At 52.0% G+C, this 12,290-nt stretch carries 11 protein-coding genes; 7 read left to right on the forward strand and 4 right to left on the reverse strand.

Annotated features, from left to right (window positions below):
- Window position 1: 1 nt before the first annotated feature.
- From purM to purD, 4 genes are read left to right on the forward strand one after another with little or no spacing between them, the layout of a single operon-like run.
- Complete coding sequence (gene purM, locus ACZ5FK_RS13815; RefSeq protein ID WP_464805454.1) at window positions 2-1,060, forward strand: phosphoribosylformylglycinamidine cyclo-ligase; 1,059 nt, start codon at window positions 2-4, stop codon at window positions 1,058-1,060.
- The gene (gene purN / locus ACZ5FK_RS13820) at window positions 1,057-1,644 is read left to right on the forward strand and encodes a phosphoribosylglycinamide formyltransferase (RefSeq protein WP_464805455.1); all 588 of its coding nucleotides are present in this window, start codon (window positions 1,057-1,059) and stop codon (window positions 1,642-1,644) included. Before purM ends, purN begins: the two co-directional genes overlap by 4 nt.
- Window positions 1,645-1,696: 52 nt before the next feature.
- Window positions 1,697-3,232, forward strand: a complete 1,536-nt coding sequence (gene purH, locus ACZ5FK_RS13825; RefSeq protein ID WP_464805456.1) for a bifunctional phosphoribosylaminoimidazolecarboxamide formyltransferase/IMP cyclohydrolase — start codon at window positions 1,697-1,699, stop codon at window positions 3,230-3,232.
- 12 nt (window positions 3,233-3,244) lie between these two features.
- Window positions 3,245-4,507, forward strand: a complete 1,263-nt coding sequence (gene purD / locus ACZ5FK_RS13830) for a phosphoribosylamine--glycine ligase (protein ID WP_464805457.1) — start codon at window positions 3,245-3,247, stop codon at window positions 4,505-4,507.
- Window positions 4,508-4,540: 33 nt separating this feature from the next.
- Here the strand turns inward: purD and ACZ5FK_RS13835 are convergent, their stop codons facing one another.
- The 4 genes from ACZ5FK_RS13835 to ACZ5FK_RS13850 all read right to left on the reverse strand — a co-directional run bounded on the left by ACZ5FK_RS13835 (window position 4,541) and on the right by ACZ5FK_RS13850 (window position 8,869).
- On the reverse strand, window positions 4,541-5,662 hold the full coding sequence (locus tag ACZ5FK_RS13835; RefSeq protein WP_464805458.1) for a Ger(x)C family spore germination protein: 1,122 nt from the start codon (window positions 5,660-5,662) through the stop codon (window positions 4,541-4,543).
- The gene (locus ACZ5FK_RS13840; RefSeq protein ID WP_464805459.1) at window positions 5,659-6,765 is read right to left on the reverse strand and encodes a GerAB/ArcD/ProY family transporter; all 1,107 of its coding nucleotides are present in this window, start codon (window positions 6,763-6,765) and stop codon (window positions 5,659-5,661) included. The genes ACZ5FK_RS13835 and ACZ5FK_RS13840 overlap by 4 nt, the downstream gene beginning before the upstream one ends.
- Window positions 6,762-8,123, reverse strand: a complete 1,362-nt coding sequence (locus ACZ5FK_RS13845) for a spore germination protein (protein WP_464805460.1) — start codon at window positions 8,121-8,123, stop codon at window positions 6,762-6,764. The genes ACZ5FK_RS13840 and ACZ5FK_RS13845 overlap by 4 nt, the downstream gene beginning before the upstream one ends.
- A gap of 65 nt (window positions 8,124-8,188) precedes the next feature.
- Window positions 8,189-8,869: a class I SAM-dependent methyltransferase gene (locus tag ACZ5FK_RS13850; RefSeq protein ID WP_464805461.1), complete on the reverse strand. Its 681-nt coding sequence runs from the start codon at window positions 8,867-8,869 to the stop codon at window positions 8,189-8,191.
- A gap of 170 nt (window positions 8,870-9,039) precedes the next feature.
- Here ACZ5FK_RS13850 and ACZ5FK_RS13855 point away from each other — a divergent pair, with 170 nt between their 5' ends.
- Genes ACZ5FK_RS13855 through ACZ5FK_RS13865 form a run of 3 tightly spaced genes read left to right on the forward strand, consistent with a single transcriptional unit; the run spans window position 9,040 to window position 12,203 of the window.
- Window positions 9,040-10,758 (forward strand): adenine deaminase C-terminal domain-containing protein, encoded by a 1,719-nt coding sequence (locus ACZ5FK_RS13855; protein WP_464805462.1) that lies wholly within the window; start codon window positions 9,040-9,042, stop codon window positions 10,756-10,758.
- A gap of 12 nt (window positions 10,759-10,770) precedes the next feature.
- Window positions 10,771-11,859 carry a DUF3048 domain-containing protein gene (locus ACZ5FK_RS13860; protein ID WP_464805463.1) on the forward strand — a complete coding sequence of 363 codons (1,089 nt, stop codon included), beginning with the start codon at window positions 10,771-10,773 and terminating at the stop codon, window positions 11,857-11,859.
- Window positions 11,860-11,885: 26 nt separating this feature from the next.
- Complete coding sequence (locus tag ACZ5FK_RS13865; protein ID WP_464805464.1) at window positions 11,886-12,203, forward strand: YerC/YecD family TrpR-related protein; 318 nt, start codon at window positions 11,886-11,888, stop codon at window positions 12,201-12,203.
- The last annotated feature ends 87 nt before the right edge of the window (window positions 12,204-12,290 follow it).

A 12,290-nucleotide genomic window follows, 5' to 3' on the forward strand; every position in this document is an offset into this window, starting at 1 on the left:
GATGTCGAAGGCATATGAGCGCGCCGGAGTGAATATCGAGGCGGGCTATGAATCGGTGGAACGGATGAAATCCCATGTGGCCAGAACGTCAAGAAAAGGTGTCGCGGGAACGTTCGGCGGCTTCGGGGGCATGTTCGACCTTTCCGCCCTTGAGTATAAAGAGCCGGTGCTCATTTCCGGAACAGACGGTGTCGGAACAAAACTGAAGCTCGCGTTTCTCGCGGACCAGCATGACACGATTGGCATCGATTGCGTCGCGATGTGCGTGAACGATATTGTCGCCCAAGGGGCAGAGCCGCTCTATTTCCTCGATTATATCGCGCTTGGCAAGGCGGTTCCGGAGAAAGTGGAAGCGATTGTGAAAGGCATAGCGGACGGCTGCGTGCAGGCGGGCGCCGCCCTGATCGGCGGGGAAACGGCGGAAATGCCGGGTCTCTATGATGAGGAGGAATATGACCTGGCGGGCTTCGCAGTCGGCGCTTGTGAGAAAAGCCGCGTTGTGACGGGAGATAAAGTGCGCGAAGGTGATGTGCTTGTCGGCATCGCATCGAGCGGCATCCACTCAAATGGCTACTCGCTTGTGCGTAAAATCGTCTTCGAAGAACAGAACTACGGAATTGACAGCTATATCGCAGGGTACGAAGAACTCGGCAGGGGGGGCGATGCGCTGCTGACGCCGACTAAGATCTATGCAAAACCGGTCCTTGAGATGCTACGTACACTTGATATCCATTCGATGGGGCATATGACTGGAGGCGGCTTTTATGAAAACCTGCCTCGTATGTTCCGCGGCGGCCTGACGGCGGAAATTCATCTAGGTTCATGGCCGGTGCTGCCTGTCTTTAAGATGCTGCAGGAAAAAGGGGACCTAGAGGATTCGGATATGTACCGCGTGTTCAATATGGGAATCGGATTCGTCATCGCCCTGCCGGAAGAACAGGCTAGAAAAGCAATCTCGATTTGCGCAGCGCACGGTGAAGAGGCATATATGATCGGTAAAGTGGTTGCAGGAAATACGTTGTCATTCACCGGAGAGCATGACGGGAGCCTGCAAGGATGACCCGGCGCCGGATTGCGGTATTCGCGTCAGGAAGCGGCAGCAATTTCTCCGCACTTGAGGCGGCCTGCCGGGAAGGTGAGCTCGATGCGGAAATCGCACTAGTCATCACAGACCGGCCGCATGCCCAGGTGATCGAACGCGCTATGCGGGCGGGTATCCGGGTCGCAGCATTCAACCCGAAGGCATTTAAAACAAAGCGGGCTTATGAAGAGATGATCAGGAAGGCGCTTCATGATGAAAATGTTGAATGGCTGGTCCTTGCTGGTTATATGCGGCTGATCAGCCCTGTGCTGCTTGAAGCGTTTCCAGGGCGGATCGTCAACATCCATCCGTCACTGCTGCCCGCTTTCCCTGGAAAAGATGCAATCGGTCAAGCAGTGAGGCATGGCGTAAAAGTGACGGGCGTCACTGTTCATCTTGTCGATGAAGGAATGGACACCGGCCCTATCGTAGCACAGCAAGCGGTTGATGTTGTGCCAGGTAATGCCGAAAAGACGGCACTTGCCATCCATTCCGTCGAACATGAATTGTATAAGCGGGCTTTGCAGCAGCTGCTTGATGAAGCGACCGAATGCATCTGCTGAAACTGCCATTAAGCGATATGAGAGGTAATCAAACGAAACGGAGTTGTGATCGGTGAAAAAACGTGCATTGCTAAGTGTGTCGGATAAGACCGGCATCGCGGAGTTCGCAAAAAAGATTGAGTCGCTTGGATATGAAATCCTCTCGACAGGGGGAACGCTGGCCCACCTGCGGGAAAGCGGCGTCAATGTGACGGCGGTCGACGAAGTGACAGGCTTCCCTGAAATTATGGAAGGCCGGGTGAAGACGCTGCATCCGATGATCCACGGAGGTCTTCTCGCCAAGCAGGATGATCCATCCCATCAGGCGCAGATGGAGGAGCATGGCATCCAGCCGATCGATATTGTCTGTGTCAATCTGTATCCTTTCAAGGCGACGATCGAAAAGGAAGGCGTTTCGGCGAGTGAAGCGATCGAAAACATTGATATCGGCGGCCCGGCGATGCTGAGGGCGTCCGCAAAGAACCACCAATATATCACTGTGCTCGTCGATTCAGCAGACTACGGAGAAGTGCTTGAGCAATTACAGTCAGCTGGAAAGACTACGAAGGAGACGCGCAGGAGGCTTGCGGCAAAGGTATTCCGCCATACTGCGGCCTATGACGCATTGATTGCCGGCTATCTGACGGATCTCTCGGACGAGGAGTTTCCTGAACAGATGACTTTTACATATGAGCGGAAGCAGGCTCTCCGGTATGGAGAGAATCCGCACCAGAAAGCAGCGTTCTACAGCAGGCCGCTTGGATCCGACTTTTCGATAGCTTCTGCTGCGCAGCTGCACGGGAAAGAGTTGTCGTATAACAACATCCAGGATGCCAACGCAGCGATCCAGATCGTGAAGGAGTTCGACTCTCCGGCGGCAGTGGCAGTGAAACATATGAATCCATGCGGCGTAGGGACAGGCGGGACGATTTCAGAGGCGTTTGCCAAAGCATATGAAGCCGACCCGGTATCCATTTTCGGCGGCATCATCGCACTAAACCGCGAAGTTGATCAAGAGACAGCTGGGCAACTTGCCGGCATCTTCCTCGAAATCATCATTGCGCCGGCCTTTACGGAGCAGGCAATCGAACTTTTGACGAAGAAAAAGAATATTCGGCTGCTGACAATCCCGTTTGGGCAGAAACGTCAGGATGCGTGGAACACGGTGTCGGTGGAGGGCGGCCTGCTCGTGCAGGAGCCGGATCGTTATGGTTTTGGCGATGCGGATATCCGCGTTGCGACGGACCGGGAACCGACAGAATCGGAGTGGGAGGCGCTGAAGCTTGGATGGGCTGTCGTGAAACACGTGAAATCCAATGCGATTGTCGTCACTGACAGCCAAATGACCCTCGGCGTCGGGGCAGGACAGATGAACCGGGTAGGTGCTGCGGAAATCGCGCTTACACAGGCAGCCGATCGTGCGAAAGGGGCGGCGCTCGCGTCCGATGCGTTTTTCCCGATGGATGATACGGTCGAAGCGGCTGCAAAAGCGGGCATCACGGCAATCATCCAGCCGGGCGGCTCAGTCAAGGATGAAGATTCCATCAAAAAAGCGAATGAGTACGGCATGGCAATGGTATTCACAGGCGTTCGCCATTTCAAACACTAAGGGGGCTTTTCAATGAAAGTGCTTGTTATCGGAAGCGGCGGCCGGGAGCATGCGATTGTGAGGCAATTCGCAAAGTCGCCGTCTGTATCGCAAGTGTTTGTTGCGCCAGGAAACGATGGAATGGAAGATGATGCCGTATGCGTTCCGATTCACGCGATGGATTTTCCGGCACTTGCAGATTTTGCAGAAGAACAGCAGATCGATCTGACATTCGTCGGCCCTGAACAGCCGCTGTCAGAAGGGATCGTCGACTATTTCAGCGAGCGGGGCCGCCGTATCTTTGGTCCTTCCAAAGAAGCGGCGAGGCTTGAAGGCAGCAAATCGTTCGCCAAGGAATTGATGAAGCGACACGGCATCCCGACTGCCGATTCCGGCACCTTCACGGATGCGGAGCAGGCGAAGGCGTTCATCCATGAACACGGCGCGCCGATTGTCATCAAGGCGGACGGGCTGGCCGCAGGGAAAGGGGTCGTCGTTGCGATGACACTGGATGAGGCGCTTCATGCGGTGGATGAAATGATTGGGAACCAGCGATTCGGGCAATCATCTTCCACGATCGTCATCGAGGAATTCCTGGACGGCGAGGAATTTTCCTTCATGTCGTTTGTCCATGAAGGGCAGATCTATCCGATGCCGATCGCGCAGGATCATAAGCGTGCGTTCGACGGCGATGAAGGGCCGAATACGGGCGGAATGGGGGCGTATTCCCCTGTCCCTCATATTCCAGATACAGTCGTACAGGAATCATACGAGAAGGTTGTTGTGCCTATTGTCGAAGCGATGGCCGCGGAAGGGAACCCTTTTACAGGCATCCTGTATGCAGGACTGATTCTTACTGCAGAGGGGCCGAAAGTGATCGAGTTCAACGCGCGATTCGGGGATCCTGAGACACAAGTCGTCCTGCCGCGGATGGAATCGGATTTCGGGTCGTTCATGATGGCACTGATGGACGGGAAGCCGTTCGATCTGCAGTGGAGCAAGAAAGCGATGCTGGGTGTGGTAGTGGCGGCGGATGGGTATCCCGGAATGGTTCAAAAAGGGGCACTTCTTCCTGAACTGCATAGCCTGGAAGATTCAGGGCTGCTACTCTTCCATGCAGGCACCTACAAAACGGGCGACCGCTTTTTCGGAAACGGAGGCCGGGTCATTCTGGCGGCAGCAGCTGCAGATGAACTGGCAGCCGCACGAGAAAAAGTTTACAGCGGCCTCTCCTCACGTGAATGGCCGGGTTTCTTTTATCGGACAGACATCGGCTTCAGGGCTTTGAACAAATAAAAAGTGAAGGCCATCCCATTTGAGGAATGGCCTTTACTCGATTGTTCCGGTGCTCTTCAAATCGACATTCAGTTTCAGGTTGAACTGGATGTCAGGATACGCATCGGTCCATGTCTTGTCCGTTTCGTCATTATAAAGATGTGTTGCCCTGTAGCGCAGGCCGAACCCTAAAGGATCCAAATGCTCCTTCTGCATATCCAGCAGGAAATCCATAACCTTCTTCTTGATTTCGGTTTCGGCAATTTGGTTGTATTTCTCCAAATCCTTCAGTTTCAGGAACTGGTTGGACTCCCCGATGATCCCCTTCATGGCGACTTCCATGTCAATTGCGACAGGGCGGACCCCTTCCGTCCGTATTTTGTATTTCATCTTCACTGAGTCAATGTTCAGCAATAAGAGGTACTCGTCATTTTTCACTTTATAGGTGAATCCCGAGGTCTTATTGTATAAGGAATTGTAATACTTTGTATGGATCATGCCAAGCTCGTACGGTTTCTTTTCTTCACTGATGACAAGTGATTTATTGACAATGAACTCCTTCTGCTCTTCAGAAACTTCCATGAGCGGAACGACAGGGTCGATCCCTTTTCCAAAAAAGTCTCTGCGCAGCTGATACAAATAGGTCGTTACGATGAAGGGGGACTCCGTTGCATTGTCTCCGAAAAAGTTGAACAGGGAAACCGAGGCGGGTGCTTCTGTAGCAGGTTCCATTTTCACGATCGCTTCTGCAGTCGGCCGGGCGCCAGCGACAAATGCGATCATCTGGATATCGCCCCGTCTTACGAAGTAATCCATGAAGGTCTTCATATTGTCATGCAGCAGATCTTCATGAATGATGATCGCTTTCACGTGTCCGAATTCGAGTACTTTGTCGACATGGGTCTCAAGGATCCGTACAGCTTCCCCGATCGTTTCCGCTTCCTCGGATAAATAGGTGAAAGTCGGTTTGGCTGCTTCTTTTATGGCTCCGAACGGCAAAATGACTTTCAGTGTCACTTTATAGCCGTTTTCCATCTTTTCCGCAGGATCTACACCGATTGCCGCGATGAACAGCCGCTTGTCGATGTCTTTGAAGCCGCACCCGGCTGTTAGCAGAAGCGCGCCAAGTGAAAGGGACATGATAAGTCGTTTGCCGGTTATTCTAAAATGATTCATCTTTCATTCCTCCGTTTCGCATTTCGGCGAATCAGGAGCAGGGTGCCAACAAGCAGAAGCGCGAACAGCGGCATCTGATTGTAAAAGTACGTACTGAACTTGAACAAATCATACTCGGTGATCTTGACAATGAAAGGGAAAGAGATCGCCCAGAACAGGACGGCAAATAGGAAGGGCCGGGCATCCAGCTTCTTGATCCGGACCTTCTCACTTACTAAACTGCTTAGGAAACGTGCGGCGATATGCCAGTGGACCATGATGTTCAAGAATGCGACTGCCAGGAAGTTGAGCATGAAAATAAAGACGAACCGCTCCACGAAACCATATTTCATCTGAACTGAGTCGCTGGTCATGATCCATGGATAGATCAGGTCGCTGCCACGGTTGTAGCCCGCATAACCGAATGGGATAAAATAGATGAACGCAAGTATAATGACGCCGACCATCCAGATGAACACATAATTCCAAAAGCTCATCTTCAGTTTTTGATTCAAAAAAAGATTGAAGTATGCAATGTTGACCACTCCCATGAAGATGAAAATGGTGGCCATCATCGCAGAATAATCGGGCGTAGCGGTGCCATGCATGACGGCAACACCGACATAATCCCATTTCATCTGTTTGTTCAAAAGGATTTTCACAAGCAGGAAGACAATCATCGGACTCAGGCAGACAAAGATGGTTTCGATCGTGTATAGGATGCTTTTGCTTTTACAGACAACGGCGTATGTGAGAAATGCGACGAATGTACCGATTATGATGTAGATTGACATTTCAGGCGTCAGGAACCGAATAAGCAGGAAAGTATAACTGGCCAAGATGATGAGCCCTGCGAAGAACCAGTTCGCTGCCAAATAGATGAGCACGGGATACGTATACCAGCGCGGCAAGTATTCCTTCATCAGATCATTCAATGTCCTGCCAGGGAACTTTCCAAACAGCCACTCGATGATCCAGATGAGCAGGATTCCCGCCAGACTGCCGATTGCCATTGAAATCAGCGCACCTTGTGCCGATTTGTCCTGGAAGGTCTTTGGCACTTGAGCCACTATATTCGATACCATATTGATGAAAATTAAGTAATAGACAAACCGTTTTTTCATGAATCTTTTGCCCTCAATTCCCGGCGTCTTCCTTTCCAGGCGAACCGGAAATATGGTTCCCCGACGCTTTCCAGGTTCGTCATATAGAGGATGAAGCCGATGAAGCCGATAGCGAGTCCTGCTAGCCCGAATACGGATGTATACAGCAGCATGACCAGGCGCAGGACCCTCGTTGCAAAGGCCAGCTCATTCAAGGGGATGACAAAATTTGAGATGGCAACGAGCGAAACGACGATGATCATAATATTCGAAGCGAGTGCCGCTTCCACGGCCGCCGTACCGAGGATCAGGCCGCCGACTGTCGTTGCCGTCGAGCTGATGGCAGCGGGAAGCCGCACACTGGCTTCGGTCAGAAGCTCGATGAAGATCAGCATGAAAAACACTTCGATGAAAGACGGATACGGCACGCCGATCCGGCTCGCTGCCACAGACAGGGCGAGCTCTATGCGGAAGACGTCGGGATTATAGGAAGTGATGCCGACATAGATTGCAGGCAAAGTGACACAGGTGATAAGCCCGAAATACCGCAAGAAAAACGTAGACAGGCTGATCCAGAAAGAATGATAGTTATCCTCCATCGATGCCATGAAGTCGAAAAAGATGACAGGAGCAATGACGGCCTGCGGACTTCCTTCGATCAGAATCACGATTTTTCCGCCGCTCAGGTTATAGGCGATACGGTCCGGGCGGCCTGTTACGAGAAGCGTCGGGAAGAGTGAATACTTCGGTTTGTTAAGCAATAACTGCAGATCGGCTGCCGATTGGATGAACGGATGATCAATTGCTTCCAGTTTCTTCTTCAGTTTCTGAAGCACTCTCACATTCACCTGAATCTTGTCATAGACAAAAGCGATGGACCTCTTTGACTTATCATGCATTTGCATCGTATCAATCACGAGAGACGTCTCCGTGTACCGCTGGCGGATAATATTGAAATTGGTCTCCATGCTCTCGCTTAATCCGAGCTGCGGTCCGTTGATAGTCGGTTCAACAGTCGCTTCCAGCACTACATCCGCTTTGACCGCCTTGAAATCCAGCAGCAGTACGCGGTCTTCGATGCCGACGAGCAAAAACCCCTTTGCGATGTCAATGAGAAGATCCTCTTCGCTTGGGATCTGGGTCCTGTCGGGAAGGGAGGTTACATACTGTAGATAATGGGTGTCCGAAGCAAGTTCAAAGAAAGGGCGGATGATCGACCTCTGCAACTTATCCCCGTCCACAACGCTTTTGAGATAGAGAAGGTACGCTGTCCGATCGTCCAGCTGCAAAGTCGTTTCCACCATATCTTTGGAAGGCTTCAGCTGCTGCGCAATCTGATCCATCAGCCGCGGCCTGCCGCCTGATGATGCATGTCCCATCCGGTTCCTCTCCTCTCATAACTGCTGTTATAATAGGATTGCCAGCAAGGTGGAGAAACATTCACTTATTCGGCATAACAAATCCAGCAGCCGAAAAACCCGGCCTGCAGAAATTGCGTTACCTCCTTAAATCCTGCCTTCCTCAAGTTCTCTTCGATAGCTTCTCCTGTTTGGAACGAAAGCTTCCGAACACTTTCCTCCATTTCGTCAACCTCTTCCTCGGTCAATTTCGTCGTCTCCAGCCAATAGGTCTTCCACAATTCCACTAAGCGGTCATATTCAGCGCTGCCCGAATCTCCGTACATCGCGGCGAGGATGAAAGGAGCTTCCGGTTTTAATCGCCTATTGATCGCTTGCAGTATATCTGTCTTCTCCATGTCGTCTTCGATGAAGTGAATGACGAGAAGGCAAGTCGCTGCGTCGAATTCCGTGCGGGCGCCAACATCTGCAGCCGTCCCGTGGATCAGCTGCGTCCGCCCTGAAAGACCGAGGCTCCGCGCTTTCTCTCCGGCTATGTCCAGCATCTCCTTTGAAGGATCCACCGCGGTGAACCGCCACCCTGGATGCCGCCCGCCGAACGTTGCGAGTTCGTTGCCGCCGCCCGCCCCTACAAGCAGCAGGGAAGCTTCATCGCCAAGCAGCCGCCCAAGGTAGGCATTGCTCATTTTAAGCATCGCGTCGTATGCCGGAAATGTGCGCCGGATCCCTTTGTCATATTCATTCGCCAGCTCTTTATTGAATTCCATATTCATCAGTCCTATCGTTTAAGTTGGATACTATCCTGCTAACTTCTCGATGCATCTCCCAAATCCTTCAAAAAACATCTGGAAATTGAAAGAACGCTCTATGTTTCAGGTGGTTGCTATGCTACGATAAAAACAGCACTATTTTGACAAAAGGGGGGAGCCTCTGACTGATGTGGAGCCAAGAAGAAATCTATGAACAGATCAAAATCATCGACGGCAAAAAAGCGCCGTCGCTTGTCATCCAGAATGCGACCTACCTGCATTCCATCTTTAAGAAATGGATGACAGGCAATATATGGATATCCGGTGACCGGATCATTTATGTGGGACCGAAAATGCCGCAGGTGCTGGACGAGGCGGAATTGGTGGATGCGGAAGGGAAGTATGTCGTACCGGGCTATATTGAACCGCATGTACATCCCTTCCAGCTGTATAATCCGGAGACCTTCGCTGAATACGCGGGGCGGCTTGGCACGACGACATTCCTCTCGGATAATATGACGTTCTTCATGATGCTGGGCAATGAAAAGGCTTTCAAGCTCATTGATCAGCTGAATGAATTGCCGTTCTCCTTCTACTGGTGGGCGAGATTCGATTCGCAGACGGTGCTGAAGGATGAGAAGGAAGTATATAATCCAGCCGCCATCAAGGAATGGATCGACCGCGAGGATGTCCTCATGGGCGGCGAGTTGACCGGATGGACGCGGCTGCTTGCAGGCGACAGGCAGATGCTCGCTTCATTGCTCGAAGCGAAGCGGGGCGGCAAACGGATTGAAGGCCATTTCCCGGGTGCGTCGGAACGGACCCTTGCAAGGATGCGCCTGCTCGGTGCGGACGGCGATCATGAAGCGATGACCTTCGAAGAGGTGGAGCGCAGGCTCTTTCAAGGCTACGCTGTTACGCTGCGGCACTCATCCATCCGGCCTGACCTGCCCGCGATGCTGAAGGAGATTGCAGGAAGCGGGCTTGACGTATTCGATCATCTCATGATGACGACGGATGGATCGACGCCTTCCTTCCATCAGGACGGCGTGATCGACAAGTGCATTAAAGAAGCGCTGGGCGCTGGAGTTCCGGCGATCGACGCCTATTTGATGGCCTCCTATAATGTCGCACGCTATTACGGAATCGACTCGCTGCATGGCGTCATCGCGACAGGCCGTTATGCGACCCTTAACATTCTAAACGACGAGAGGGATCCTGTGCCTAGTGATGTTTTGTCAAAAGGGGTATGGCTTGCGCGCGACGGCCAGGCGGCAGCGGATTTTAAAGCGGTCGATTGGTCGATCATCCCTGCATTCAACCTGTCATATGATCTGACGGAGGATGATTTCCGGTTCGATTCGCAAATAGGCATTGATATGGTCAATGACGTCATCACGAAGCCGTACACGTCAACACTTGACCTGAGTCAGGATACGCTCCCTGCAGATCAAGACGAGAATTTTCTCATGCTGATCGATAAAAACGGCAAGTGGCGTGTCAATACAGTGATCAAAGGATTTGCGGACAATGTCCAAGGAATGGCCTCTTCCTATTCGAACACGGGGGACATTCTCCTGATCGGCAAGGACAAGCGTGAAATGCGAAAGGCGTTCGATGAGATGAAACGGATGGGCGGCGGGATGGTCATCATGGAAGACGGCGGAGTCGCCGCTTCGCTCCTTCTGCCAATCGGGGGCGGCCTGTCCGCTGACCCGGTCGACGTCTTAATTGAAAAAGAGATGCTGTTGAAGCGCGCACTGAGTGACAGAGGTTATCATTTTGGAGATGCGGTCTATACGTTCCTCTTCCTCCAATCAACCCATCTGCCGTATGTGCGCGTCACGCAGCTTGGGCTATACAATGTCATGAAGAACGAAGTGATCGTACCAGTAACAGAAAGATAAGAGGGGGAACAAATGGTGAAAGGGGAAAAGAGGATATGGCTGCTGCTTGCGGCAGCTATGCTGCTGTTGCTTTCCGCGTGTTCAAAAAATGAGAGGGCAGAAGCGGTGGAACCGGAGCCTGAGGTGGAAGAGGAACCGGCAATCGAGATAGAGGAGCCGGAAGAAGAGCCAGAGGAAGAGCCGGAAGGGGCGCTGCTCTATCAAGCGGCATTCACGGGAGAGCTGAAGGAAGAGAAGGAGCTGAGACGGCCGATTATCGCGACGATCAATAACCATCCGCTCGCGAGGCCGCAATCTGGTATCAGTGATGCGGATATCATATATGAATTTCTGGCTGAAGGCAATGTAACAAGGTACCTTGCCGTTTTCCAAAGTGAATTGCCTGGACGGATCGGACCTGTGCGCAGCGCCCGCGATTACTTCGTCCACCTAGCGAAAGGAATGGATGCCTTCTATGTCGCGCACGGCTATAGCCCTGATGCACAAAAGCTTCTGCAGAACCGCTATGTCGATCATGTAAACGGCATGCAGTATGACGGTACGCTTTTCAAACGGTCCAAAGAGCGCAAGGCACCGCACAATTCCTATATAAGCGGAGAAAATGTGCTCGAAGCGATGGAGCGCACGAAATCGCATATGGAGATCGAGAAGACGCCGGACCTATTATTCCATGAGTCTCTGGAAGATGCTAAAATAGGAGATATCGCATCGGAGATCACAGTCCGCTTCAGCGGGGACCCGAACTTCATCAGCACTTTCGCATATGAGCCGCATAAAGGGACATACACGCGGACAGTGAACGGGAAACAGACGATTGACCTGGAAGACGGTGAACCTGTGAAACCTGCGAACATCCTCGTCCTTGAAGCGCCCCACCGGACGATTGACTCGGTTGGAAGACAGTCCGTCGACCTCACGGCAGGCGGCAAAGCGATCCTGTTTCAGGCAGGCGCAGCCCGGGAAATCGAATGGAAGAACGTAGATGGCTTCATGATCCCTTATGAAGATGGAGTGCCGGCGAAACTGGTACGAGGCAAAACATGGGTGCACATATTGCCGACGAGTCCTGGCATCGGAAAAGCGGTTACGTATTTACCATAAAAAAGCGCGGGAAGAGAGGGAGACAAATGCAAATCGATAAAATACGTGGTCCCCTGACAGACCAGCTATTCAAAGCGATCCTTGAATTGAAAGATGTGGAAGAATGCTATTCCTTCTTCGATGACTTATGCACGATGAGCGAGCTGCAATCGATGACGCAGCGCCTGGAAGTCGCCCATATGCTGAAAAAGAAGATGACGTATGACAAGATCCAGCATGAGACCGGAGCCAGCACCGCAACCATCTCGCGCGTCCGGCGCTGCGTCGACTATGGTTCGGACGGATACAACAAAGTGCTCGAGCGCTTATATCCAGAGCTGGATGAGGATGAAGGAAAAGCATGAAGGTTTTTATTAACCGCAGGAAGGGGACGGGAACAGATTCCGTCCTCTTTTTTTGGTATACTAAACAGACGTACATAGAAAAGCAAG

The sequence above is a fragment of the Sporosarcina sp. GTC18466 genome, assembly GCF_055389225.1.

What these genes read in the sequence shown, in the direction of transcription:
- ACZ5FK_RS13860 (WP_464805463.1), top strand. Translation starts at nt 10,771, where the DNA reads ATGGTGAAAGGGGAAAAGAGGATATGGCTGCTGCTTGCGGCAGCTATG.
- purN (WP_464805455.1), top strand. Translation starts at nt 1,057, where the DNA reads ATGACCCGGCGCCGGATTGCGGTATTCGCGTCAGGAAGCGGCAGCAAT.
- ACZ5FK_RS13840 (WP_464805459.1), bottom strand. Translation starts at nt 6,765, where the DNA reads ATGAAAAAACGGTTTGTCTATTACTTAATTTTCATCAATATGGTATCG.
- ACZ5FK_RS13845 (WP_464805460.1), bottom strand. Translation starts at nt 8,123, where the DNA reads ATGGGACATGCATCATCAGGCGGCAGGCCGCGGCTGATGGATCAGATT.
- ACZ5FK_RS13850 (WP_464805461.1), bottom strand. Translation starts at nt 8,869, where the DNA reads ATGGAATTCAATAAAGAGCTGGCGAATGAATATGACAAAGGGATCCGG.
- purM (WP_464805454.1), top strand. Translation starts at nt 2, where the DNA reads ATGTCGAAGGCATATGAGCGCGCCGGAGTGAATATCGAGGCGGGCTAT.
- purD (WP_464805457.1), top strand. Translation starts at nt 3,245, where the DNA reads ATGAAAGTGCTTGTTATCGGAAGCGGCGGCCGGGAGCATGCGATTGTG.
- ACZ5FK_RS13865 (WP_464805464.1), top strand. Translation starts at nt 11,886, where the DNA reads ATGCAAATCGATAAAATACGTGGTCCCCTGACAGACCAGCTATTCAAA.
- ACZ5FK_RS13855 (WP_464805462.1), top strand. Translation starts at nt 9,040, where the DNA reads ATGTGGAGCCAAGAAGAAATCTATGAACAGATCAAAATCATCGACGGC.
- ACZ5FK_RS13835 (WP_464805458.1), bottom strand. Translation starts at nt 5,662, where the DNA reads ATGAATCATTTTAGAATAACCGGCAAACGACTTATCATGTCCCTTTCA.